General features: G+C 66.0%; 24 protein-coding genes. 15 read left to right on the plus strand and 9 right to left on the minus strand.

Going from position 1 to position 24,431, the window contains the following annotated elements:
- Positions 1 to 199 precede the first annotated feature (199 nt).
- The 6 genes from D3877_RS21390 (at position 200) to D3877_RS29550 (ending at position 7,757) form a co-directional block, all read left to right on the plus strand.
- Positions 200 to 1,393: a pentapeptide repeat-containing protein gene (locus tag D3877_RS21390; RefSeq protein ID WP_119832804.1), complete on the plus strand. Its 1,194-nt coding sequence runs from the start codon at positions 200 to 202 to the stop codon at positions 1,391 to 1,393.
- Positions 1,394 to 1,557: 164 nt separating this feature from the next.
- Complete coding sequence (adh, locus tag D3877_RS21395; RefSeq protein ID WP_119832805.1) at positions 1,558 to 3,078, plus strand: aldehyde dehydrogenase; 1,521 nt, start codon at positions 1,558 to 1,560, stop codon at positions 3,076 to 3,078.
- A gap of 94 nt (positions 3,079 to 3,172) precedes the next feature.
- Positions 3,173 to 3,550, plus strand: a complete 378-nt coding sequence (locus D3877_RS21400; protein ID WP_119832806.1) for a DUF779 domain-containing protein — start codon at positions 3,173 to 3,175, stop codon at positions 3,548 to 3,550.
- Between the two features lie 53 nt (positions 3,551 to 3,603).
- Positions 3,604 to 4,884, plus strand: a complete 1,281-nt coding sequence (nosP, locus tag D3877_RS21405) for a nitric oxide-sensing protein NosP (RefSeq protein ID WP_119832807.1) — start codon at positions 3,604 to 3,606, stop codon at positions 4,882 to 4,884.
- On the plus strand, positions 4,881 to 6,704 hold the full coding sequence (locus D3877_RS21410) for a hybrid sensor histidine kinase/response regulator (protein ID WP_119832808.1): 1,824 nt from the start codon (positions 4,881 to 4,883) through the stop codon (positions 6,702 to 6,704). The genes nosP and D3877_RS21410 overlap by 4 nt, the downstream gene beginning before the upstream one ends.
- Before the next feature lie 189 nt (positions 6,705 to 6,893).
- Positions 6,894 to 7,757 carry a hypothetical protein gene (locus D3877_RS29550; RefSeq protein WP_147395251.1) on the plus strand — a complete coding sequence of 288 codons (864 nt, stop codon included), beginning with the start codon at positions 6,894 to 6,896 and terminating at the stop codon, positions 7,755 to 7,757.
- A gap of 346 nt (positions 7,758 to 8,103) precedes the next feature.
- On the opposite strand, the gene D3877_RS21420 is transcribed toward D3877_RS29550, so the two are convergent.
- Complete coding sequence (locus tag D3877_RS21420; protein ID WP_119832809.1) at positions 8,104 to 9,564, minus strand: D-alanyl-D-alanine carboxypeptidase/D-alanyl-D-alanine-endopeptidase; 1,461 nt, start codon at positions 9,562 to 9,564, stop codon at positions 8,104 to 8,106.
- Positions 9,565 to 9,707: 143 nt separating this feature from the next.
- Between D3877_RS21420 and D3877_RS21425 the strand changes: the two genes are divergently transcribed.
- Complete coding sequence (locus D3877_RS21425; protein WP_119832810.1) at positions 9,708 to 11,534, plus strand: FHA domain-containing protein; 1,827 nt, start codon at positions 9,708 to 9,710, stop codon at positions 11,532 to 11,534.
- On the opposite strand, the gene D3877_RS21430 is transcribed toward D3877_RS21425, so the two are convergent.
- Positions 11,518 to 12,261 (minus strand): 4'-phosphopantetheinyl transferase family protein, encoded by a 744-nt coding sequence (locus tag D3877_RS21430; protein WP_238475020.1) that lies wholly within the window; start codon positions 12,259 to 12,261, stop codon positions 11,518 to 11,520. The genes D3877_RS21425 and D3877_RS21430 overlap by 17 nt on opposite strands.
- Before the next feature lie 92 nt (positions 12,262 to 12,353).
- Between D3877_RS21430 and D3877_RS21435 the strand changes: the two genes are divergently transcribed.
- The 5 genes from D3877_RS21435 to D3877_RS21455 all read left to right on the plus strand — a co-directional run bounded on the left by D3877_RS21435 (position 12,354) and on the right by D3877_RS21455 (position 16,166).
- Entirely contained in the window at positions 12,354 to 13,334 is a 981-nt protein-coding gene (locus tag D3877_RS21435; protein ID WP_119832812.1) for a phosphoribosylaminoimidazolesuccinocarboxamide synthase, read from the plus strand.
- 70 nt (positions 13,335 to 13,404) lie between these two features.
- Positions 13,405 to 14,364, plus strand: a complete 960-nt coding sequence (locus tag D3877_RS21440) for a D-2-hydroxyacid dehydrogenase family protein (protein WP_199720882.1) — start codon at positions 13,405 to 13,407, stop codon at positions 14,362 to 14,364.
- 69 nt (positions 14,365 to 14,433) lie between these two features.
- Entirely contained in the window at positions 14,434 to 15,084 is a 651-nt protein-coding gene (locus tag D3877_RS21445; RefSeq protein ID WP_119832813.1) for a phosphatase PAP2 family protein, read from the plus strand.
- 97 nt (positions 15,085 to 15,181) lie between these two features.
- Positions 15,182 to 15,703 carry a hypothetical protein gene (locus D3877_RS21450; RefSeq protein WP_199720883.1) on the plus strand — a complete coding sequence of 174 codons (522 nt, stop codon included), beginning with the start codon at positions 15,182 to 15,184 and terminating at the stop codon, positions 15,701 to 15,703.
- A gap of 55 nt (positions 15,704 to 15,758) precedes the next feature.
- Positions 15,759 to 16,166 carry a hypothetical protein gene (locus D3877_RS21455; protein WP_119833142.1) on the plus strand — a complete coding sequence of 136 codons (408 nt, stop codon included), beginning with the start codon at positions 15,759 to 15,761 and terminating at the stop codon, positions 16,164 to 16,166.
- 1 nt (position 16,167) lies between these two features.
- Here D3877_RS21455 and D3877_RS21460 read toward each other — a convergent pair whose 3' ends face one another.
- The 3 genes from D3877_RS21460 to D3877_RS21470 form a co-directional block, all read right to left on the minus strand.
- Complete coding sequence (locus tag D3877_RS21460) at positions 16,168 to 16,779, minus strand: hypothetical protein (RefSeq protein WP_119832814.1); 612 nt, start codon at positions 16,777 to 16,779, stop codon at positions 16,168 to 16,170.
- 84 nt (positions 16,780 to 16,863) lie between these two features.
- Positions 16,864 to 17,091 (minus strand): hypothetical protein, encoded by a 228-nt coding sequence (locus tag D3877_RS21465; protein WP_119832815.1) that lies wholly within the window; start codon positions 17,089 to 17,091, stop codon positions 16,864 to 16,866.
- A 149-nt stretch (positions 17,092 to 17,240) separates the two neighbouring features.
- Entirely contained in the window at positions 17,241 to 18,206 is a 966-nt protein-coding gene (locus D3877_RS21470) for a LysR family transcriptional regulator (protein ID WP_119833143.1), read from the minus strand.
- 196 nt (positions 18,207 to 18,402) lie between these two features.
- Between D3877_RS21470 and D3877_RS29945 the strand changes: the two genes are divergently transcribed.
- The 3 genes from D3877_RS29945 to D3877_RS21480 all read left to right on the plus strand — a co-directional run bounded on the left by D3877_RS29945 (position 18,403) and on the right by D3877_RS21480 (position 19,792).
- Positions 18,403 to 18,555, plus strand: a complete 153-nt coding sequence (locus D3877_RS29945; RefSeq protein ID WP_158599962.1) for a hypothetical protein — start codon at positions 18,403 to 18,405, stop codon at positions 18,553 to 18,555.
- Positions 18,556 to 18,872: 317 nt separating this feature from the next.
- The gene (locus D3877_RS21475) at positions 18,873 to 19,499 is read left to right on the plus strand and encodes a LysE/ArgO family amino acid transporter (RefSeq protein WP_119832816.1); all 627 of its coding nucleotides are present in this window, start codon (positions 18,873 to 18,875) and stop codon (positions 19,497 to 19,499) included.
- On the plus strand, positions 19,499 to 19,792 hold the full coding sequence (locus tag D3877_RS21480) for a DUF1488 family protein (RefSeq protein ID WP_119832817.1): 294 nt from the start codon (positions 19,499 to 19,501) through the stop codon (positions 19,790 to 19,792). The genes D3877_RS21475 and D3877_RS21480 overlap by 1 nt, the downstream gene beginning before the upstream one ends.
- On the opposite strand, the gene D3877_RS21485 is transcribed toward D3877_RS21480, so the two are convergent.
- From D3877_RS21485 to D3877_RS21500, 4 genes are all read right to left on the minus strand, one after another.
- Complete coding sequence (locus tag D3877_RS21485) at positions 19,789 to 21,072, minus strand: TRAP transporter large permease (RefSeq protein ID WP_119832818.1); 1,284 nt, start codon at positions 21,070 to 21,072, stop codon at positions 19,789 to 19,791. The two genes, D3877_RS21480 and D3877_RS21485, sit on opposite strands and share 4 nt — an antisense overlap.
- On the minus strand, positions 21,069 to 21,590 hold the full coding sequence (locus D3877_RS21490; protein WP_119832819.1) for a TRAP transporter small permease: 522 nt from the start codon (positions 21,588 to 21,590) through the stop codon (positions 21,069 to 21,071). The genes D3877_RS21485 and D3877_RS21490 overlap by 4 nt, the downstream gene beginning before the upstream one ends.
- A 63-nt stretch (positions 21,591 to 21,653) precedes the next feature.
- A complete protein-coding gene (locus D3877_RS21495) occupies positions 21,654 to 23,546 on the minus strand; it encodes a sensor histidine kinase (protein WP_119832820.1) in 1,893 nt (630 codons plus the stop codon).
- Between the two features lie 145 nt (positions 23,547 to 23,691).
- Positions 23,692 to 24,375, minus strand: a complete 684-nt coding sequence (locus D3877_RS21500) for a glutathione S-transferase family protein (RefSeq protein WP_119832821.1) — start codon at positions 24,373 to 24,375, stop codon at positions 23,692 to 23,694.
- Positions 24,376 to 24,431 lie beyond the last annotated feature (56 nt).

Genomic DNA, 24,431 nt, shown 5'->3' on the forward strand with positions numbered 1-24,431 from the left:
TTGCAAGCTGGAAGATTGTGGGTATAACAAAAGAATCTTGAAATCATCGCGGATCGGTCATGGATCCGCCCTTTCCGGGTTTCTTCCAATCCGGTAATATCCACCAACTCAGTATGCTCATTGTTGCCATTCGGAAAGGCGCGCGCCCTGTGACGTGTCTGCGGAATCGTTGCATCCAGTGCCGGGGCGGATCCATCCGATGATGGACGAGCGGTATTTGCGCGCCGTCCGCGACACTCTGGTCAAGCATCAACAATGGTTGCTGCGCGATCCCTTGGGGCAGGGGCGCCGCGCCGATCTCAGCTTTTTTGATCTGACCGGCTTGGGCTTGAGCCGCATCAACCTTGCCGGCGCCAAACTGACCGGGGCCGGTTTGGCGCGCGCGCGGCTGATGGGAACCGTGTTGTCCCGCGCGGATCTGTATGGCGCCGACCTGTCGCGCGCCGATCTCAGCGGCGCGCAATTGCAAAATGTCGATTTGCGCGGGGCGCGGGTTGACGGCGCGCGTTTGCAGAACGCCAACCTCCAGGGCGCCGATCTGCGGCGCGGCATGATGATCGAGGCGGGCGACCGCCGGGCGGGCGGCAACGCCGACGGCAGCACGACCTTTGTCGGCTGCGCGCTGACCCAGGCGATCCTGACCGATTGTCGGATGGCCCAATGCGATTTTTCCGGCAGCGATCTGTCCGGGGCCGACTTCACCGGCAGCGATCTGAGCGGCGCCATCCTGATTGGCGCCGACTTGACCGACGCCACGATGCGCAAGGTGACGCTCGACGGCGTTCTGATGTGCGGCGCGCGTCTGAACGAGGAGTTGCGCACGGCCCTGGAACGCAAGGGCATCGACGTGGACGGCACCGGCCTGACCACCACGGCGGCCCGGATGGCGGATTTGATTTCCGAACATCAACGTTGGGTGGACAAGGACGGCAAAAAGGGCGAGCGCATCGAATTGCAGCGCATTGATTTGCGCGGCTATTCCTTCGCCAATCAACTGCTGTGCGGGGCGGTGATGCGTTTCTGCGGCCTGCGCGGGGCGGATTTCTCCGGGGCCAAGCTGGCGATGGCCGATCTGTCCTTTTGCGATTTGCGCGACGCCGATTTCACCAGCGCCGATTTGTCCGGCTGCAATCTGGAAGGGGCGAACCTGACCGGGGCCAAGCTGTGGCGGGCGCGGCTGCGCGGCGTTGATCTGTCGGGCGACGGCAGCCGCGTGTGGCCGACCAACTTCACCAACGCCCGGTTGGCCGGGGCCGACCTGCGCGACGCCAGCCTGGCCGGGGCGCTGCTGACCGGCACCGACCTGACCGGGATCAAGACCAGCTTCGCCACCCTGAAGGGGGCCGATCTGTCCAAGGCGGCGGGGCGCCAGCGCGCGGCGGTTTCGGCCTGACGATTGTTCGCCATCAAAGCCATCTTGTTCCCCCGCCGTCTCCCCTCCCAGCGTCTCATCCCATAGTACAATTTACCGGATACCCCCTCTCGTTGGATCAATGGCGTCGACAAACGCGCCGGGCCGGACCATCACCGGCTCGCCATCCAGAGAGGAAACGGCAAATGCTCCACCAGGCTCTCGACACGCTGCAAAAGCAAATCGCCCTCCGCCCCCGCTATGACAACTTCATTGGCGGTCAGTGGGTCGCCCCGGTGGACGGCCAATACTTCACCAATCTGACGCCGATCACCGGCAAGGCGCTGTGCGAGATCGCCCGCTCGCAGGCCGCCGACATCGAGCTGGCGCTGGACGCCGCTCACAAGGCCAAGGACGCCTGGGGCCGCACCTCGCCGACCGAACGCTCGAACCTGCTGCTGAAGATCGCCGACCGCATGGAAGAGCGGCTGGAAATCATCGCGCTCGCCGAGACGCTCGACAACGGCAAGCCGATCCGCGAGACCCGCGCCGCCGACGTCCCGCTCGCCATCGACCATTTCCGCTACTACGCCGGTTGCATCCGCGCTCAGGAAGGCTCGATCGCCGAGATCGACGACACCACCTACGCCTATCACTTCCACGAGCCGCTGGGCGTCGTCGGCCAGATCATCCCCTGGAACTTCCCGCTGCTGATGGCCGCCTGGAAGGTCGCCCCGGCGCTCGCCGCCGGCAACTGCATCGTGCTGAAGCCCGCCGAACAGACCCCGATGGCCATCATGGTTCTGATGGACATCATCGGCGACCTGCTGCCGCCCGGCGTGCTGAACGTCGTCAACGGCTTTGGCATCGAAGCGGGCAAGCCGCTGGCCACCAACAAGCGCATCGCCAAGATCGCCTTCACCGGCGAAACCTCGACCGGCCGCTTGATCCTGCAATACGCCTCGGAAAACATCATCCCCTCGACGGTGGAGCTGGGCGGCAAGTCGCCGAACATCTTCTTTGAAGACGTGATGGCGCAGGACGACGAGTTCCTGGACAAGGCGCTGGAAGGCTTCGCGATGTTCGCCCTGAACCAGGGCGAAGTCTGCACCTGCCCGAGCCGCGTCCTGATCCAAAAGTCGATCTACGACCGCTTCATCAAGCTGGCGGTTGAGCGCGTCGCCAAGATTTCCCAGGGCCATCCGCTGGACGGCGGCACCATGATCGGCGCCCAGGCCTCGGAAGAGCAGCTTCAGAAGATCCTCTCCTACATCGAAATCGGTCGGGCCGAAGGCGCCAAGGTGCTGATCGGCGGCGAGCGCGCCCATCTGGGCGGCGAGCTGGAAGGCGGCTATTACGTTCAGCCGACCATCCTGGAAGGCCACAACAAGATGCGCATCTTCCAGGAAGAGATCTTCGGCCCGGTCGTCGCCGTCACCACCTTCGAGACCGAGGAAGAGGCGCTGGCCATCGCCAACGACAGCGAATTCGGTCTGGGCGCCGGCGTGTGGAGCCGTGACGGCAACCGCGCCTTCCGCATGGGTCGCGGCATCCAGGCTGGTCGCGTGTGGACCAACTGCTACCACCTGTACCCGGCGCACGCCGCCTTCGGTGGTTACAAGAAGTCCGGCATTGGCCGCGAGACGCACAAGATGATGCTCGACCACTACCAGCAGACCAAGAACCTGCTGGTCAGCTACAGCCCGAAGGCGCTTGGTTTCTTCTAAGCGTACTCCTCCCCATCGGGTAAAACTGGGCCGGGGCGTCAAAACCCCGGCCCTTTTTCTGTTCGCGGCCTTTTTCCGACCAGGAGATTCAAGGATGGTGGAGCGAATCACCGCGACGCCCGACGCGCTCGCACTGCTCGACCGGCTGGCGGCCAAGCATGGGCCGCTGCTTCTTCATCTGTCGGGCGGCTGTTGCGACGGCACCGCGCCGCTGTGCCTGCCGCGCGGCGAATTCCGCATGGGCGGCGGCGATCTGTGCCTGGGCTACGCCGGAACGACGCCCTTTTGCATGGCGGATTCGACCTTTTCCTATTGGGAACACAGCCAAGTCATTCTGGATGTGATACAGGCGCGTGGCGGCGGTTTCTCGTTGGAGGCGCCCGATGGCGTCCGCTTTGCCGCCAAGTCCCGGCTGTTCACGGACGAGGAGTTCTCGGACTTGCCGAGGCCGACGGCGGCGGACGCCCTGTAAGACCATCGGCGTAAAACCATCGGCACGGGTTTGGAAAGGCGCGTCGTTCGACCATGGTAGCATTCACCCGCCCACGAAACGGCCTTGCCCGCCGCCATCCCTGGAGTACCCTGGCCGAGCCGGAGTCCCGCGCCGAGGGAGAGGCCATGCCGGAACCAACCGCCGCCGCGCCGCCCCGTCGGGGAAGCGAGATCCCGCGCGCCATGTCGCAGGCCGAGGATCCGCGCGCCGCCGCGCGCGAACTCCGCGCCGGGCTGGGTGGGGAGGCGCTGGAATTGGTCGTGGTCTTCTGCGCGCCCTGCCTGGACCGCGCCGCCTTGGCCGACGCGCTGTCGGCTGAATTTGGCGCGGTGCCGGTGATCGGCTGCACCACGGCGGGGGAAATCGGGCCGTTCGGCTACATCTCCGGTTCCTTGGTCGCCGTTGGTTTTCCGTCGGAGGATTTTTCCGTCGTCACCGCGCTGGTCGATCATGTGGATCGTTTCGAGATCGCCGACAGCACGGTGATCGCCCGCTCCCTGCTGACGCGCCGGGATCGCGCGCTCGCCGCGCGCGCGGCGCCGATGGGGAGCGAGGCGGACAGCTTCGCCATGCTGCTGATCGACGGGCTGTCGATGAGCGAAGAAACCGTGGTCAGCGCCCTGCACAACGCCCTGATCGACATTCCGCTGTTCGGCGCGTCGGCGGGGGACGATCTGCATTTCGAGCAGACCTTTGTGTTGCACGACGGGGTGTTCCACGCCAACGCGGGCGTCGTCGCGCTGTTCACCACGACGCGGCCCTTCACCGTCTTCCGCACCCAGCATTTTGTCAGCTCCGACCGCAAGATGGTCGTCACCGGGGCCGACCCGCAGCGCCGCATCGTCACCGAGATCAACGCTGAACCGGCGGGGCGCGAATACGCCCGGCTGGTCGGGTTGGAGGGCGAGCCGCTGACCCCGATGATCTTTGCCTCCCATCCCGTCGTCGTCCGGGTCGGCGGGCAGTATCATGTCCGCTCGATCCAGAAGGTGAACGACGACGAAAGCCTGACCTTCTTTTGCGCCATTGACGAGGGCATCGTCCTGACCGTGGCGGAGGGCGTCGATCCCGTCGCCAATTTCGACGCGCTGATGGACGGCATCGCCGAAGAGGTCGGATCGCCCGATTTGGTTTTGGGCTGCGACTGCATTTTGCGGCGTTTGGAAATGGAGCAGCGCCAGTTGGGCGCGGTGATGTCCCAGCGCTTGGCCAACCATCGGGTGGTCGGCTTCTGCGCCTATGGCGAGCAGGTGAACGGCATGCATGTGAACCAGACCTTCACCGGCGTGGCGATTGGGGCGCGCGGCGCATGAGGACGCTCGCCCTCCCGAAATCCGACGCCGACCGGATCGCCGATCTGGAGCGGGAAAACGCCAAGCTCCAGCGCATCAACAAGGTGCTGATGGACCGGGTCGAGCGGTCGATGGATTTCCAGGGCGGCGCCTTTTCCCTGTTCCAGACCGCCATCGTGCTGGAAAACAAAATCCGCGAACGCACGCTGGAGGTCGAACGCGCCCTGCACAAGCTGGAGGACAGCAACCGCGACCTTGCCCGCGCCAAGGAGCTGGCCGAGACGATGCGGACCCGCCTGTTCGAGGCCATCGAGTCGGTGAATGAGGGCTTCGCCCTGTTCGACTCCGCCGACCGGCTGGTGCTGTGCAACCGGAAATATCTGTCCTACTGGCCGGGCGTCGCCGACCGCATCCAGGCGGGCATCCGCTTTTCCGAACTGGTCGCCATGGTGGCGAGCGCGGACGGCGTGTGCGATCCGCCGCCCGATCTGTGGCTGCGCGAGCGGATGGAGCACCGCCACGACATGCGCGGCGTCTTCATCAACCAGTTGGCCGATGGTCGTTGGATTCAGGTGAACGAGCGGCGGACCCGCGACGGCGGCGTCGTCGGCGTCTACACCGACATCACCGACATCAAAGAGGACGAGGCGCGGCGGCGCGAATCCGAACAGGCGGAAAAGACCGCGCTGATGCTGCTGAACGACCAGTTGCAGCAGGCCAAGGCGCAGGCTGATCAAGCCAACCTGTCGAAAACCCGCTTCATCGCGGCGGCCAGCCACGATCTGTTGCAGCCGCTGAACGCCGCCCGCCTGTTCGTCTCGGCGCTCAGCGACCTGGAGCAGCCGGGGGCCAGCGGCGAGCTGGTGGAGAATGTCGATCTGGCCTTGGCCTCGGTCGAGGATCTGCTGTCGGCGCTGCTCGACATTTCCAAGCTCGACGCCGGGGCGGTGACGCCGGAGGTGACGGATTTCCCGCTGCGCGGCGTGCTGCTGCCGCTCGCCACCGAATACGCCGCCATCGCGGCGGAACGCGGCATCCGGCTGCGCGTCGTCGCTTCAGGATCGGTGGTGCGCAGCGACATGCGGCTGTTGCGGCGGATCGTGCAGAATTTCCTGTCAAACGCCCTGCGCTACGTCCAGGGCGGGCGGGTGGTGGTCGGCTGCCGCCGCTGCGCCGAGGGTTTGCGCATCGAGGTGTGGGACAACGGCCCCGGCATCCCCGCCGACAAGATCACCGAGATTTTCCAGGAGTTCCGCCGCCTCGACACCCCCGTCACCCACGGGCGCGACCGGGGCATCGGTCTGGGGCTGGCGATCGTCGAGCGGGTGGCCCGGATGCTGGATCACCCGATCACCGTGCGCTCGACGCTGGGCAAAGGGTCCGTTTTCGCCGTCACCGTGCCGCGCGGGGCCGAACGCCGCGCCACCCGTCCGCTCTGCGCCCCAGCCCCCCGCCCGCTGACCGACCGGCTGGCCGGAACCTCCGTTCTGGTGCTGGACAACGAACCGGCGGTGGTGGCGGGGATGGAGGCGCTGCTGCGCGGCTGGTCCTGTCATGTGGTGTCGGCGATGTCGGGCGACCAAGCCCTGATCCGGCTGGCGGCGATGGAGCGCTTGCCCGATCTGCTGATCGCCGACTATCACTTGGACGACGGCGCGCTGGGCGTCAACGAAGTGACCCGCCTGCGCGCCGCCTGCGGCCGCAACCTGCCCGCCATCCTCATCACCGCCAACCGCACCCCCGAGTTGGCCGACGAGGCCAAGGCCGCCGATTGCCTGGTGCTGAACAAGCCGGTGAAACCGGCGCAACTGCGCGCCGTGATGTCGGGGTTGGTGGGGTAAAGACATCCCAGAGGCGATTGACGCGCGATTTTGAACGACGGATCGGTGTGTCCGATGGCATGATGGCTGATCGCTATAAGCGCTCCGCCACCCTGGCGCGCACCCCACAGAACAGATTGCCAAACATATTTTCCGTTGGCGAGTGGTGGAGCGGAGCGATGAACGGGCCGATCAGAGGAGACGCGCGTTATGAAACCGCCACCAACCCGTTTTGAAACGAAGTCCTCCACTCCGGCCTCCCCGCAATCGGCGTCCCCTGCGGCCCAGGCAAAGCTGGCGACGACGCATCTGCCCCCGCCAACGCGCTTTGGTCCGTCTGTGTCGCCAGCGCCGACAGGTTTGGGAGGGGCTGCCCCTACGTTGCAGGCAAAGCGATCAACGGCGCCGATGCCTCCGCCAACGCGCTTTGGTTCGCCAGCGTCGCTGCCTTCTAAGGCTCCGGGTGCGGCGCAAGCCAAATTTGTCGCTCCCCCGGCCTCGGTCATACAGCCATGTTGCGATTGGATTTCCAGCCTTTTTAGCAGCCGTAAAAGCAATGTCGGCGAGGACGCACAACGATTGGTCGAGCCTCTTCAAATCCAGATGACGCAAAACATTATGATTAAGCAAACTGGTGGACTGAGCCAAGACACATATGAAAATAAGGCGTGGCCTGTCACCGCCAAAGGATGTTTTACTTTTGGTGTTATAACGTGCTGCACAGCTATTTATGTGCGCGGAAATGAGTACTGTACGGTCGGGCACATGTTCGGAACTATTTACAACACCGGCATTGCCAATGGCATGGCGAAAGTTATCAATGACGTCGGTGACGAACAAATCACTTTGGCTAAGGTGTATTTTTCTGCATTGCAAGATCAAATTGATGGAAAGAAGGGAAAAAGCATGAATGCTTTGGAGGAAGACCAGATAAATCTTCGAGATAATCTCTCAAGAGACCTAGGCGATGCAATTATTGAATGTTATCTTTACAACGCAAGGGAGGTTAATCTTTGTATTTTCGCCAATGGCTCAGTGGTGGTTTCTCCTGAAAAAATTTCTTCGGCAAATTGATAAAAATAATTTTGCCTGATGGCATCCGATCCGGGAGGGAAATCGGCCCCACCCTCACGCCGTCAGCGCCATGTCCTCGCGGGCGACGACGCCCATCACCATGGCTTCGGCGGAGACCGGGCGGGGCATCAGGTCGCCTTGCACGCTGCCGCAACCGGCTTCGACCAATCAGCGTTGTTGTTCGATGGTCCCCCCCCTCGGCCACCGTGGACAGCATCAGCCGTTGGGCGAGCGCGATGACGGTGGACGCGATGTCCGGCGCAGTTTCGCAACCTCGTCCGTTTGCCCCGTTTCCAGCGTCGACGTTTTCCAAGCGTTGTTCGCCGTCTGGTGCGCCCCGTTCAGGTTAGAAACGCCCGATCCAATCGGTCAGCAGATCGTTTTGCAACGCGCGGGCGCGGATGGCCCAAGCGCGGGCCTCGGCGGGCGGTTCCGTCACGCGGCGGTCGAGCGCGGCGTCCAGCGCCCGGCGGCGTTCGGCGTCGGTGATAAACAGAGCGAAGCCCAAGGTCTGGCCGCTGGCCGCGCTGACGGCGCCGACCAGCCCCTTGACGAAGGACAAGGTGCCGGTCTTGGCGTGAACGCCGGGCGGCAGCGCCTTGCCGTCCTCTTCCCCCGGCAGCAAGCCCAACAGAGGCGGACCGCCCAGCCGCAGCAGCGCCGCCATCTGCCGGGGCGTCGCTTGCGAGCCGGTGCCAAGCCCGGAATGGTTGACCAGCCGCAACCCCTGCCAGTCGGCGGGTTTGGTCTTCGCCCCCGCTCCGGCGTCGCTTTGTCGGGTGAGCAGAGTTTGCAGCAGCAACGCCGACGAACCCAGCCGGTCGATGGTCGGGTCGATCCGGCGGGCGGTCGCCAGCCCGATCATCTCCGCCAACAGATTGTTGGAATAGCGCAGCAGCGACCGCGCCAACTCGGCCAGCGGCGGGCTGTCCAGCGCGGCGAGGACGTGGTTTTCACCTGTGGTTGGCGCGCGGCCCGGCTGGGGAGCGGGCAGGCTGACGCCCGCGTCGGCGGCCAGACGGCGGAACAGCGACGCGGCGGCCAGACCGGGCCGGACCACTGGCAGCCACAGCCGCCCATTGCCGTCCGGCTTTTGCGGCAACAGCCAGCGGTCGGGACCGTTGGGCAGGGGCGGGATGGCGCCGTTGGGGGCAAGGCTGACCGTGGCGCTGTCCAGCGGCGTGCGCCCGCTGTCGGCGACCGACCACAACCCCGCCGTCACCACGCCGTTGGCCCCGCGCGTCCAGGCCAGTTGCGCGCGGTTGAAATTGACCGACAAGGCCCCGACCCCGGTGTTGTAGGGCGCGGCCCAGGGTTGGCCGGGATCGATCTCCGCCAATTCCGGCAATTGGCCGACGTCGTACAGGAACCGGCCCATCACCCGCGTGACCCCGGCGCTTCGCAGCCCGGCGAGCAGTTGGCTCAGCCCCTCGCTGGACAAGGACGGGTCGCCGCCGCCTTGCAAAATCAGGTCGCCGCGCAGAACCCCGGCTTGAATCGGGCCATTGGCGTGCAGGCGGGTGGTGAAACGGTGGTCGGCCCCCAGCACGCTGAGCGCGGCGGCCACCGTCGGCAGTTTGGCGACCGAGGCCGGGATGAACAGGCGATCCGCCTGCCGCTCCTCCACAACCGCCCCGCTGTCGAGTCTAAACAATACGTAACCGACCGACCCAGTTTGAAAACCTTGGCGTGCGATGGCGTCGTCCGGCGGCGCTGCGGCGGCGTTTCCCAGGCCAATCAGAGCGATCAAGACACCGGCGATCAACCGAATCAGGCGGCTGGAACGGGGGGATGACGTCGCGGCCATAGGGGTTTTCCATAGGTTCAGGCGGATTGGGGCGGCAAGGCGTGTTGTTCCGTCGATTGCCTTGTCATAGAATTTCTTTGAGGAAAAGACGCTGGAAATCCCAGACGTGCGCGTAGCCGGAGCAAGACCGGCCGGGGGGCGGGATGGCGATGTCGAATCGGCGCAACGTGCGCTTCGAGGTGGTGGTCGAGCAAGGGGGAAAACCCAACATCGACGGCGTTTTCGACGATGAAAAGGCGGCGACGGAACGCGCCGGCTATCTGCTGCGTCTTGCCAAATTCCCGGTGGTCCGCGTCGTCAAGGTGAACGGCGTTGGCAAAGAAGAAACGATCTTCCAAAAATCATCGGCGGGCGGCAGCAAGCTGACCACCATTTCGACCATCAACGACGCCAACCTCTGCACCGACGTTCTCCAAATCTTCTCCTTTGAAAGCCGCATGACCCTGTTGCGCTTGCTGCGCGGCTATTGGGACGATCAGGGAGTCATTCCGGCGGAACAGCTTCACCGCTATTTCCCCTTGCGGTATTTTGAACGCGAGGCGCTGCTGTTCAACCCGTCGATCACGCGATTGTCGACGCTCCAAGCCCCAATGCTGGGGATCAAGCCCACCGAGCGTTACGACCAGATCATGCGGATGTTCACCGCGCTGAAGGAGTTGGCGCAGCAGTCCGACAGTTTGAAGCCCTACGATCAAGCCTTGGCGCGCGGCGGAATCAGCGGCCTGCTCGCGGCGTCCATCGACCGCCCGGTGGAGGAGCGCGACCGCATCATCAGCCACGCCTTTGGATCCATGCTGGAACCCCACCGCGAATGGGGGGCGAAGGTCCAGGCGGTGCTGCGTCTGCACCAGGAGGGCGACGCCGAAAACACCCGGCTGGTCGATGAATTCCTGGCCGAGATCGTCGATGGCCGCGAACCGATCCGCGCCCTGATTGGCTATTCTCCGGATTTGGCCTCGGCGCTCTTGTCGTTGCAGGCGACCTTGCGCGGCGATCTCGACGACCGTCTGCCCAACACCGACGCGTTGCTGGCCCTGTCCAACGCGGTTGGCGGCGGCGGGTTCCGCAACGTGCAGGCGGCGCTGTTGAACCGGCTGTGCGGCGGAATCGATGGGCTGACGCCGCTGACCCGCACGGGCAGCGACGCCAAGGCGTTCCAGAGCATCGTTGACGGCATGATCGTGTTCGACGGCTTCATGGGCGGCCCGACGATGGCCGAGGCGCTGACCAAGCGCGGGAAAGTAGCGTGGGGGTTGGGCGGCGTCGATTTGCCGTTTGAGGACACGGTGCTGCGCCTGAGCAGCCGGTTGGGCAGCGCGGCGGCGCGGCTTGGGTTCTTGCTTGATCTCGCCACCAGCGATTTCGGGCGGCGCAAAGTCAGTTTTCTGATTCAACGGGTCGCCGAAGAGTTCAATCAGGTCAAATCGGCGGCGGAACTGGCCGCTCCCGGCGTTCTGTTGTCAGAGGTGCGGGACGGGCTGGGCCGTCGGCTGCGCGCCGCCGGGATTCCCCGCGCGCTGGCCGACGGGTTGATCGCCAAGATCGCCATGATCCCCGACGAACAGCGGGTGCTGACCATCCCGACGGCGCCGCGCCAATTGGAAACCATCGACGCGCGCAGCCTGCCACGCGCGGCGGGCCGGATCACCGTGACGCACCAGGGCAAGACGATCGCCTTGCCCGATCAGGGGGCCGAGGTCGTCATCGGGCGGGCGGCGGAATGCGGGATCATTCTCGACCACGCGTCGGCCTCGCGTCGCCATGTGGCGATCCGCGTGCAGGATGGCGCTTGCGTGGTCGAGGATCTGAGCCGCAACGGCACGCGGCTGATGCTGCCCAACGGCGAAACCCGCCTGCTGAAGCAGGGGGAAATCATCCCCCTGTCGGGCCGGGGCGAGATCATCATCGGCTCGCTCGATTTGGGCGAACACCCCGCCCGCATCGGGTGGGAGGTCAAGACGGGGCGCTGAACAGCGATTCGTCCACCATCTGGGTTTCCACGGTCCAGCCGACGCCGCGCGCCGCCACCGCCGCGATGGTCTCGGGCAAGACCCGTCGATCAAACAGCGACCAGTCGTCCGGCGTTCCGGCGTCGGCGCGCAGCGCCTCGTCGATGGCCTGAACGGCGACCGGCAGGCCGGGCGTCACGGTCACGGCGAACTGATCGAGCGGCATCGACAGCCCGACTCCGGCGGCCTTGATGAAGGCCTCCTTCCGGGTCCAGCCCAGCAGGAATCCTTCGTTGCGCTGGTCCGGCGGCAGAGCGTGCAAGGCGGCGCATTCAGTCGGGTGGAAAAAGCGGTCGGAAATCCCGTCGGCGCTTTCGATGTCGCGCAGCCGTTCGATGTCCACGCCGATTCGCCCCTCGGCGGCGACGGCGATGGCGACCGAATCCTCGCTGTCGGCCAGATTGAAGGCGGGGCCGCCGCCGACCAGCGACGGTTTGCCGTGCGATCCATAGTCAAAGCGCAAGCCGCCGGGGGCCTGCCCGGTGCAGCGGCCCAGCAAAACCCGCAACAGCCCGCGCCGCAGGATGAAGCGGTTGGTCAGCCGCTCCATGGTGAAGCGTTGGGCGCGCTCGATCTCGTCGTGGGTCAACAGGGCGCGCAGTTCGGGCAGCCGCCCGCTCAAGGCTCGCAGATCGGCGAACCAGACCCGAATGACACCCGCCGGTAAACCATAGCCATCGTCATGCATGCGAAGCGTTCCTCCCTTGGAAATTACCGCCATGGTTCCCGGCGCGGTTTGGGGTATCATGCCGCCCTCTTGTTTTGCCGGATTCGGAACACATGGTTGACACCGCCCTGCTCGCCCCGCACCTGACCAACGTCCTGAAGGACGCCTTCATCCCGGAGCTTCCCAATCATTACCGTGGGAAGGTGCGAGAAAACTACGATCTTTCCGATGGGCGACGGATTCTAATCACCACGGATCGGCTGTCGGCCTTCGACCGCATCCTGACGGCGCTGCCGTTCAAGGGCCAAGTGCTGACCCAGACCGCCCGTTTCTGGTTTGAAGCGACGAAGGACATCTGCGCCAACCACGTCCTGGAATACCCCGATCCCAACGTCGTGGTCGCCAAGCGGCTGACCATCATGCCGGTGGAAATCGTCGTCCGCGACTATATGGCGGGAACCACCGGCACGTCGATCTGGTCGATGTACAAAAAAGGCCGCCGCGAAATGTACGGCCACCATTTCCCCGACGGGATGCGGGAAAACCAACGTCTGGCCACGCCGATCATCACGCCGACGACCAAGGCCTTCGACGCGGGCCATGATGAGGAACTGACGGCCGCCGAGATCGTCGGGCAGAAGCTGCTGACCCGCGCCCAGTGGGACGAGGTGTCGGACAAGGCGCTGGCCCTGTTCGCGCGCGGTCGCGCCATGGCCGCCGAACGCGGCCTGATCCTGGTCGACACCAAATACGAGTTCGGCTTTGACGAGACGGGCAACATCCTGCTGGCCGACGAAATCCACACGCCCGACAGCTCGCGCTACTGGTTCGCGGGCAGCTACCCGGAACGTTTCGCGGCGGGCGAACGCCCGGAGAGCTTCGACAAGGATTTCGTGCGCAGTTGGGTGACGGCACGGTGCGATCCCTACACCCAGGACATCCCGGAGATCCCCGGCGACATCGTGCTGCAAGCCGCGCGGGTTTACATTGAAGCCGGCGAAACCATCACCGGCCAGCCTTTCGTCGTTCCGGCTGAGGCGGTTCCGGTGCTTGACCGCATCCGGGCCAATCTGGCGCCCTATTTCGGCAAGTAAGCGTCTTTCGTTCCGGCGCGGCGGCGGGGCGACCCGCCGCCGTTTGTCTTCACGCAACAGGGGTTGGCCCATGCCGCTGTCGGTCGCCATTCTCGATGATTACCAATCCGTCGCCCGTGATCTGGCCGATTGGTCGCGTTTGCCGCCGGGCAGCGCGCTGACGGTGTTCGACCAGCCCTTTGCCGATCTGGATTCGGCGGCGGCGGCGCTGGCGCCCTTTGACGTTCTGGTCATCATGCGGGAACGCACGCCCTTCCCGGCGGCGTTGATCGACCGCTTGCCCGCCCTGAAGCTGCTGGTGACGACCGGCGCGCGCAACAACGCCATCGACCTGAACGCCTGCGCGGCGCGCGGGATTCCGGTGAGCGGCACCGGCATGATCGGCACGCCGACCGCCGAACTGACCTGGGGCCTGATTCTGGCCCTGACCAAGCGGATCACGGTGGAGGAGCGCGCCCTGCGCGCGGGCCAGTGGCAAACCGGGCTGACCGATGGTCTGGGCGGGCGGCGGCTGGGGCTGGTCGGGCTGGGCAAGCTTGGAACCCAGGTGGCGCGGGTCGGGCAGGCGTTCGGCATGGAGGTCGCCGCCTGGAGTCCCAATTTGACCGACGAGCGGGCGGCGGCGGCGGGCGTGGCCCGACTCGACAAGGCCGACCTTTTCGCCTCCTCCGACGTGGTCAGCGTCCATCTGGTGCTGAGCGAGCGGACTCAAGGAATCGTCGGCGCGGCGGACTTCGCGGCGATGAAGCCGACCGGCCTGTTCGTCAACACCTCCCGCGCCGGGTTGGTGGACGAGGCGGCCTTGATGGCGGCGCTGCGCGAGGGGCGAATCGGCGGGGCGGGCATCGACGTCTTCCCGGTGGAGCCGCTGCCCGCCGACAGCCCATGGCGGGATCTTCCCAACACGGTCCTCACCCCCCATCTGGGCTATGTGACGCGGCAGAATTACGCGGTGTTCTACCGCGACGCCCTGGACGACATCCTGGCGTGGCAGGCGGGGGCGCCGGTCCGGCTTCTGTCCGCGCGCTGAAGCGGATCGAGGAGGGCGGCTTTGAGGATCGGGGCAGGTGCGGGCGCGCGGTTCAGCGGCCCGCCGGGGATGTTGATCGGTCTGTCGGCGGTCGCCGGGCTGTTGGCCGCTTTTCTGATTTTGACCGGCGAGATGCTGGAGGGCGACACGCTGGTCTTTGACCGAACCGTGTTGCTGGCCCTGCGCAGCGCCGCCGATCCCAACCAACCCGCCGGACCCTGGTGGGTGGAGCGCATGGCCCGCGACCTGACCGCCTTGGGCAGCGTGACGGTTCTGTCTCTGGCCAGCCTTGCTGCGTTCGGGGGCTTCGCGCTGATGCGCCGTTGGGCGGCGGCGGCGTTGCTGCTGCTGTCGGCTGGTGGCGGGCTGGCGATGAGTTCGGCCTTGAAACATCTGATTGGCCGGGCGCGGCCCGATCTGGTGCCGCATGGCGACGTGGTGTTGACCGCCAGCTTCCCCAGCGGCCACGCCATGCTGTCGGCGGTGGTTGGGCTGACGCTGGGCGCGCTGGTGGCGCAAAGCGTCGGCGACAGGCGGCTGAAACTCTACATCATGGCCGTGGCGGTGCTGCTGAGCCTGATGATCGGGGCGAGTCGGGTTTATCTGGGGGTCCATTGGCCAACCGATGTTTTGGCGGGTTGGTCGGTGGGCGCGGCCTGGGCGGCGTTGTGCTGGATGCTGGTCGAAGCGTTGCGGCGGCGGGGGGCGGCTTGCGGGTGACATGTCGGTTATGCGGCGGCGTGGCGCAGAGTTCGGTTGAACCAACGGCGGCGCGTGCCGATAGTGGCGACCTTTCCGCAACCGACGCAGCCCGTTGATGGCCGACCGATCCCTGGACCGCGACACTTTGGACGCCATCGGCGTGTTGGCCCGTGCGGTCGATCACGAGCGGATTCCCGGCGTGCCGGAATTCCGCCTGTTGTCGAACGCGTTGCGCCGCGCCATTGATTTCCAGGCGGAAGAGGAGTTGGGCGAAGCCGCCCGGCTGTTCCAGACGATGGATTCGGACAGCCGCGCCCGCATCGTGGAGCGCGCGGCGGTCGAAGCGCGGGCCAGCCGGGCCAACGCGGTGACGGTGGAGAGTCCGCCGCTGCCGGTCGCGGCGACCGGACGCCCGATTCTCAGCGCGCCGCGTTCGGCGGGATCCAGCTTCCTGTCGGCCTTGAACGGTCTGCGTCCCGGCAGGGCGAAGGACAGCAGCCGCAGCGCCGCCAAGGATCGGCTGCGGGCGGCGGTGGAGACGCAACGGGCGCTGCCGGAGTCTGGTTTTGACGCCAGACACGACCCCGGCTGTGATACGGATTTGCGACCGGGCGACCCGTTGCCGCGTTCGGGCTGAACGCTGGAATCAATCGCCGCGTTTGTTTTGTTGGGAGCCGTTTTTGGGAGACATCATGACCACTGCCGCCAGTTTCGCCGTCGGCGCCCGCGTCACCATCCACAACAGCCAGTCCGGGCCGCAAAGCATTGCGGTGGTGGAGCGTTTCACCCAAGACAAGCGCTGCATGGTGCTGTCCGACGGCACGGAATGGCGGGCCGACGGGCGGCGGCAATGGGGGTTTCGCGGCAGCTATTACAAGGGGCCGGTGGTCCTGCCCTTCGAGCCGGGTGACGACGCCTATGTCGGCAAGCGCCGTTCCATCGGCGCGCTGCGCAAATTCACCGATGGCCTGACCATGGAGTCGGCGATCTCCGCCGAGGCGCTGCGCCGCATTCTCGACGTGGTGGAACAGGAAATGGCGGCCTTGCCGAAGCCGACCACCGTTGAGTCGCACGGCAACACGGATCAGGCCGAGGACTGACTCACACCGTCACCGACACCAGACCGCCCGAATAGGAGTTGCCGCCACCGCCGCCGCTGATCGCGACCGGGGTGGTGGAGGCGCCGACTCCGCCGCCGCTGGATGGGCTGGAACTGGTCGCGGCGAAGGACGAGGCGGCGCTGGACGTGGCGGTGGATGTGGCCCCGAACGAGGCGAAAGACACGCCCAACGACGCGGAGGACTCGGCTCCGCCGCTGGTGGCGCCGGTGGTGGAGGTCGTTCCGGCAGCCGCCGCCGATTTGGCGGATGTGGCGCTGGAGTTCGTCGATCCTTGCCCACCGCTCTGTTCGGACGATGCGCCCAAGCGGCTGGCCGTGCGGCGATACTCTTCGACCACGCGGCGCGAGGGGATTTGGTCCTGCGTGGCCCCGGTCTCGACGTCGCGGAACAGCAGAACGGCGACTCGGGCGCCTTGATCGTAGTTGATGTAGGGGCTGATGTAGCCACCGGCCACAGCCGACGACGATTTCTTATCGCCGGAGGCGTCGCCTGCGGACGAGTCGAGCGACGCGGTGGCGTTGACGCCAGCCTCGGCAATCGAGGAGGCCGTCGGGCGATTCACCGCTGCGTTGGAAACAGAACGGATTTCCATCGGTGCCTCCCCGCCTTGCCGTCTCGCTGGTGGACTGAACTCTCACGCGGGCGAACCGGCCCGCGCGGTGTTCGGTCAACGCGATCAGACGGAAATGTTCAGATTTTGCCCGCGAGTCGGCGTGGTGTTGCCGTTCGACGTGCTTTGCGAGCTGGCCTGCGCGGCTTGATCGCGGCGAGTCCGCTCGGTCTGGTCTTCTTGCGCGGTTTCCGCCGGAGCGGTGGACCGCTGCGCGGCGGTCGGCCCGCTGCTGAGCGGCGTGGTGTAGGGCTGCTGATAGCCGCCATATCCACCGATGCTGCTGACGCCCATGATTGGCTCCTCCGGTCGCTTGAGCGCGACCTCGATTTCCTTAGATAGGCAAATTTTGCCTCAAGGGGAGGGGAATAGCCACTGAAATCGACTCTCAGAGCGCCGGTGAGATCTTTTGTCAATGAACAAATCGTACAAGTTGCGGGAAATTACATGTCTTTTGCCGTGGATATTTCAGGACTGTTAACAATTGGGTCGCCGCCACGCCACAAAGCCGCTTCGACCGCCAGCGTCCAGAAGCTTTCCACCGCCTTGCTTTGCCGGGCGCGCGGGCGGATCAGGCGGATTTGCAGCGGCACGCTCCACGTCGAATCGTCCGCCGGAACCAGACTGGCCCGGTTCAGATCGTCGGCGATCACGCTCTCCGGCAACCAGGCGACGCCGCGCCCGTCACGCGCCAGACTGCGCAACACCGGGGTGGTCGGCGCCGTGAACACGGTGTCGAGCCACACGGCTGCTGTGAAGGCGTTGCGGGACGCCTCCAGAATGCGGCCAAGCCCCGACTCGCGGCTGTAAGACAGGCTGGGCACGGGCGCCTCGGCGCGGCCCGGCAAGGGGAAGCGCGGGCGACCCTCGCCGTCCGGGGCGCAGACCGGCGCCAAACGGTCGGTTCCGACCAGAACGGATTGCACCGCGTCGTTGGTCAACCGGGGGCGGGGGGCGTTGGGGTGGGCGTGGCACAGCAGGAAATGCGCCCGACCGCCCAGCATCGCCTGTTCCCCGGCCTCCATCCCGTCCGACGACAGGGTGACGGGGCCAAGCCGCCCCTTTTGCTCCAGCGCCCGCAGCCAGGGCGGAAAAAAGGTCAGCGCCAGAGACGGGGTGGTGGCGAAGCGCAGGGTGGCGGCGTCGGCCTGGGCGGCGGCGCGGGTTTCCTCGCGGCCTTGCAGCAGGCGGCGCAGCGCTTCCTCGGCCACCGGACGGAAGCGGCGTCCGGCGTCGGTCAGCATGGCGGGCGACCCGTCGCGGTCGAACAGCGGCGCGCCGACCCAATCCTCCAGCGCGCGCAGGCGGCGGGTCAGCACGGCGGGGGTGACGTCGCGGGCTTCCGCCGCGCGGGGCAGGCTGCCGCTGTCGATCACCGCCAAAAAATCATCAAGCCACGCGAGATCCATCACCACGCCAAAATTGCCGCAACGCGGCGGAGACTCTGGCGCCGATGGGGTGGCCCCGTCCATCCCCGCATGCGGGGGCCGCGTCTGGCTCATGCGATTTGGATGGATTGACCAACCGCGCAACTGTGTCATTCTGTTCAGCGACGAAACTTTGCGGAAGGGAGGTGATCCGATGTCTCATGGAGCACGTTCGGTCGTGGCCACGCTGTTTGGCGTCGCGACTCTGCTGACGGTGGGGATCGCCCAAGCGGATTGTTCGACAACCCACAGCGCCAGCGCCGCCCCACCCCCCGCGTCCGACACGGTCGGTTCCGTCGGAACGCCGGCGCCGAGCGGCACGCAAGGCTGACGACCAACGACCACCATGCCCAGCCTCTATGATGCTGCAAGAACGGGCCGCCACAATGTTGGCGGCCCGTTTCTTATGAACGGATAAAACCGCCGCCGCGTTGCTGTCTGAGCGCCCCGCGTTGACGCCCCGTCCGGCGGCGGGTACAAGCGAAGGGTCGTGTCAGGAGAGTTCGCGTTCTTATGGATCTCATCGTCGCCGCTCATCTGGAAAAGCGCAGCCGCCGTCGAGCCTGACGGTTTCGCTTACGCTGTCCGCTTGTTCCCGAGATTGGTCGCCGCAACCTGTGCGGTCGGCTTGCGATGAGGTTTGCGTCCATGAATTCCTTGTTTTGGGTGGCGCTCCAGGGTTTTTCCCTGGGCGGTGGGTTGATTGTCGCCATTGGCGCGCAAAACGCTTTTGTTCTGCGGCAAGGGCTGGTGAAGCGCCATGTTCTGCCGCTGGTGTTGTTCTGCGCCTTGAGCGACGCGCTGTTGATCGCCGCCGGATCGGCGGGATTCGGAACGCTGGTGTCGTCCAGCCCGGTGCTGTTGCAGGGCGCGGCCTATGGCGGCGCGGCGTTTCTGGGTTTTTACGGGTTCCGCGCCTTCCGCAGCGCCTTCACCGCGCAGAGCTTGAGCGCGGAGGGGGCCGCCAATCTGCCCTTGGGCCGGGCGCTGGCGACTGCGGCCGCCTTCACCTACCTCAACCCGCATGTTTATCTGGACACCGTGGTCCTGCTGGGCGGCATCGCCGGGCGCTACGCGGTGGATGAGCGGGTGTGGTTCGCCGGGGGGGCCATGACGGCGTCCCTGGTCTGGTTCGCCGCGCTTGGCTATGGGGCGCGGCTGTTGGCGCCGCTGTTCGCCAAGCCGCTGGCGTGGCGGGTGCTCGACACGCTGATTGGCGTGGTGATGTCGGCGCTGGCGCTCAGTTTGCTGGTCTCCGGGGTGACGGGCGGTTGATGGCCGACGGCGCGGAAACCCTGTGGCGTCCGACCATCGACGCGTTGGTCTTTCAGCCGCCGGGCCATCAGGGTTTTTGCGCCGTGCACCGTCTGGCGTTCCGGGCGCTGTTGGGCCGGACGCCGTTGGGGCGTCCCGGCACGCCGGAAGAGTGTCTGGACTTCTTCGCCGCCCATCGACCCGCCTTTGAGCGGGCGGCGGCGGCGAAGATCCAGCGGCGCGGGCTGGACGTCGCGGCCAGTCTGCATTTGACCAGCCGCGACGTGGCCCGCGCGTTGGCGGAGGTGTCTTAGAAGCCCATCCGCCGGGGCAGCCACAGCGCCAGTTCCGGCCAGACCACCACGGCGATCGTCACCATCAGCATGGTGATGAGCGGCCAGATCACCCAACGGACGGTGCTTTCCATCGTGCAGCCGGTCATCCGGCAGGCGACCATCAGATTGACCGCCATCGGCGGGGTGAATTGCCCCACCGCGATCATCAGAGTCAGGATCACGCCGAACCAGGTCAGATCCCAATGATAAGCGGTGGCGATGGGGATGAGCAGCGGCAGCAGGATGATGAAGATCGAGATGCCGTCCAGGAAGGTGCCGACGATGACCAGCATCAGGATCAGCAGAGCCATCACGCCGTTCTCGCCGATGCCCAGATTCAGGATCCCCTCGGTGATCGGGTCAATCACCGACAGGGTGCTGAGCGCCCAGCCGAAGACGCTGGCCAAGGCGATGACCGTCAGGATGATGGCGGAGATCTCCGCCGCGTCGACCAGCATGGTGTAAAGGTCGCGCAGCTTGATCGTCCGGTAGATCACCATGCCCAGCAGCAGGCCGTAGGCCACGGCGATCACCGCCGCCTCGGTCGGGGTGAAGATGCCAAAACGCAGGCCGCCCAGGATCAGAACCTTGGCGAACAGGCCGAGCGCGGCGTCCCACAAGCTGCTCCAGAAGGGCGGGCGCGGCTCGTGCGACAGTTCCGCGCCCAGATTGTGCTTGCGGGCCAACCACAGGGTGGGAACGATCAGGGCCAGACCGGCCAAGGTGCCGGGGATGATGCCCGCCGCGAACATCGAGGTCGTCGGCGCGGCAGGCACGAGAACGCTGTAGATGATGAGCGCCACCGACGGCGGAATCAGGATGTCGGTGGCCGACGCGGCGGCGATGGTGCTGGCGATGAAGGGGCGCGGGTATCCGGCGCGGATCATGCTGGGCGCCATCACGCCGCAGACCGCCGCCGCGATGGCGGGACCAGAGCCGGAAATGCCGCCCATCATCATGGTGACGACCACGGCGATGACCGCCAGCGATCCCCGCCCGTTGCCGATGATCGAGGTGGCGAAGCGCACCAGCTTTTGCGCCACGCCGGATCGGTCGAAGATGGTTCCCGCCAGCACGAACATCGGGATGGTCAGCAGCGGGTATTTGGCGATGCCGGTGTAAACGCTGGTCGGCACCGAAATGACGCCAAGATGCGCGGTGGCGATGGTCGCCGTTCCCGCCAAGCCCAGGGCGGCGGCGATGGGAACGCCCAGCAGCAGCATGACCAGGAAAGAGCCGAAGAGCAGTGCGGTTATCACGCCTCGCCCTCCAGCTTTTCAACGCCCCGGCGGATGCGGATGATCCGCCCGACGGCGCGGGCCAGCACGGCGACCGACAGAACCGGCAGACAGAGCGTGTAGATCCATTGCGGCAGGCCCAGTGCGGGGGACGTCACCTCGAATCGATAATCGTCCCAGGTGCTCCAGGCGCCATAGATCACCAACAGGCCGTACATCGCGACCATGCACAGCATGGCGAAGATTTCCGCCCGCCGCCGGTTGGTTGGCGACAGCTTGTCCGTCACGAAGGTGATGCGGATGTGACGGTCCTTCACCACAGCCGCCGACGCGCCGAGGAAGGTCAACACGACCATCAGGGCGATGGAGTATTCTTCGGTGAAGGCGAAAGAAACGTCGGTCAGATAGCGCATGACGACGTTGGCGAAGGTGATGAGCGCCACAAGCGCCATGGTCGCGGCGACCAGCGTCTCTTCGATGGTCAGAGGGACGCGCGGTTTTGGCGTCGGCCTTACGACGGTGGGGTCATGATCGCTCATCGTGCGAATATCCTGGTGGTGAGGGCGGGATTATTCCCAGCGCCACCGCTTTTTGGCAAGAAACTATCGGTCTGGCGAATGGTTCGGCGGCGGCGTTTGCGCGATGGCAGCCATGCCGTGGCCGTTGTCGGCGCCGTGGCTGGCGCTGTCGGTCGGCAGGGTCAGGGTGAAACGGCTGCCGACGCCCAGTTGGCTGTCCACCTGGATGGTTCCGCCATGCAGGGTGGCGATGCGGCGCACCATGTTCAGCCCGACCCCGCTGCCCGCCGCGCCGCTGGCGTTGGGCGCGCGGAAAAAGCGGTCGAAGATGTGGGGGAGGGCGTCCGGGGGAACGCCGATCCCTTGATCGGTCACGGCCAGCACGGCCAGCGGGCGGCCATCCTCGGCCCGTTCGGTCCAGGCGCGCAGCTCCACCCAACCGCCGGGTGGTGAGTATTTCAGGGCGTTGCCCAACAGATTGTGGACGCACAGCTCCAGCAGGGCCGAATCGCCAATCAACCGCGCCGGGCAGTCGGTCAACTCCAGTTGGATTGGCCGCTCGCCCGCGTCGTCGTTGGGCGCGGCCTCGGCGATTGCGCGCAGCAGGGCGGGCAGGTCGATCCGCTCCATGCGCAGGGTCACGGTGGGGTGGGACAGCCGGTCGTCGGCCAGACAGCTTTCCAACAGATTGACCTGACGGCGCACCGCTTGGCGAATCTTGTCCAGCCGGGGCAGCATTGACGGCGCGTTGCGTTCCGCTTCCATCATCAGCAATTGCGCGGCGCTGTCGATGATGGCGAGCGGGGTTTTGAACTCGTGCGCCGCCATCGACAGATAGCTGTTCAGCGCGTGCTTGGCCTCCTGCTCGGCGGCGAGCCGCGCTTCGGCTTCGGCGCGGGCGGCGTCCAGCCGTTGGACCGTCTCCTCAAGCTGGGCCTCGACCCGGCGGCGGTGGGTGACGTCGCGCAACAGCAGCAAATGGCCGACCGACCGTTCCCCACCGCTGGCCGGGACGCCGCTGGCCAGAGCGACTCGCGTGGCCTCGAAGGCGCGGCGCCCCGCGCCCTGGCCCAAACTGACGAGGCGGGCTTGCAGCCCGTCGGTGGGGACGTTCCGCTCGGCCAGCGCCGGGCCTAGATCGGGCAGATCCGCCAGACGGCGGCCGATCAAGCCGCCCGGCGCCGCGCTTAGCGCCAGCGCCGCCGGGTTGGCCTCCACCACCGTGCCATCGGCGTCCAGCACCAGGACCGGGTCGGGAACCGCGTCGAGCAGGGCGTGGCGGGCCACCGGCAGCAGCGCGAACAGCCGCCGCCGGGTGATGAGCCAGTAAAAGACCGATCCCATCAGCAGGAAACTGAACGGCGTCGGATCAAAATCGAAAAGAAAGGCGTTGCCGGTGACGTAGCCGATGTTCGCCATCCAGGGCACCGCCATCGCCAGCAGAAACCCCAGATAATGGGCGCGGTAGGCGGGCGCGGCGCGGTGGATGCCGCTGGCGGTGACGACGACGCTCAACACCATGAAGGCGTAGAGATAAACCGTGGTGGCGAAGAACCAAAAGCCGTGGCTGTAGTCCAGCGCCGCGCCCGGTTGATCGTTGATCGGGATGGCCGAGACATACATCAGTCGATGCCAATCGTTGCTCATCGCCACAGCCCAGGTCAGCAGCCCCATGCCGATGGGGATCAGACGCCAGCGCGGGCGCAATTCGCCGTGGATGTAGGACCAGATAAACAGGGTCCAGAAGCTGGGGGCGCCGACGATGCCAATCCAGGCCATCTTGGCCCAGAACAGCTTGTCGTCCGGCGCCACGGCCAGGATCTCCAAAGCGGCGGCGGTCGCCCACCAGGACGCCGACAGTTGCATCGCCACGAAATTCACCCGACCGGGGAAATGCGGCAACCGCCCGCTGCGCCACGCCATCCACAGCGTGACCAGAACCGCGCCCAACAGGAGGATGGCGGGCGCGTTCAGCATGGATGACAGGGGTGGGCGGACACGGACGCTTCCGAAGTGTGGCGTGGGAAAGGCTGGAAACCACCGATAGCATTTTTGACGCGATGGGTGATCCGCCCCGCGCGCATCCGTCCTATGCGCCGCCACATTTTAGAAACAGTCGCAATCAGGCGTAGGCGTAGGGGCCGCCCCGTTCCAAGGCGCGCTGGTAGGCCGGGCGGGCGTGGATGCGCTCCAGCCACGCCATCAGGGCCGGTCGGCTGCCGTCCAACCCGGCGCGGGACGCGGCGGCTTCCAGAGGGAAGCTCATTTGGATGTCGGCGACGCTGAACTCAGAACCGGCGAACCAAGTGGACGCGCTGAGATGGGCCTCCAAATAGTCCAGATGCTGGGTCAGGCGGGGGCCGACCATGGCGGCGGTCACGGCTCCGGCGATCTTGCGGGCGATGGGACGCAGGAGAAACGGCATCGGCGGGCGGCTCATCCGGTCCAGAACCAGCTTCAGCAGCAACAGCGGCATCAGCGAGCCTTCGGCGTAATGCAGCCAGTAGGTGCAGGCGCGTCGTTCCGCTGTGGCGGGTGGCGGGCGCAGGCGGCCATCGCCGTGGGTCTCGACCAGATACTCCAGGATGGCGCCGGATTCGGCGATGGTCAGGCTGGTCCCGGCCCCGTCATCGTCGGTGATGACCGGCGATTTTCCCAACGGGTGGACGGCGCGCAGGCTGGCCGGAGCGGCCATCGTCTGAGGGTCGCGCTCATAGCGGACGATGTCGTAGGGGACTTGCAGTTCTTCCAGCAGCCAGAGGATGCGCTGGGAGCGCGAGTTGTTCAAATGATGGACGGTTATCATGGCGAGGCCCCGATTCCTGGCGGTTGCTGGGCGCCGACCGGAAGGGCCGCACGCTT

This window comes from Azospirillum cavernae (genome assembly GCF_003590795.1).
Lineage (GTDB): Bacteria > Pseudomonadota > Alphaproteobacteria > Azospirillales > Azospirillaceae > Azospirillum > Azospirillum cavernae.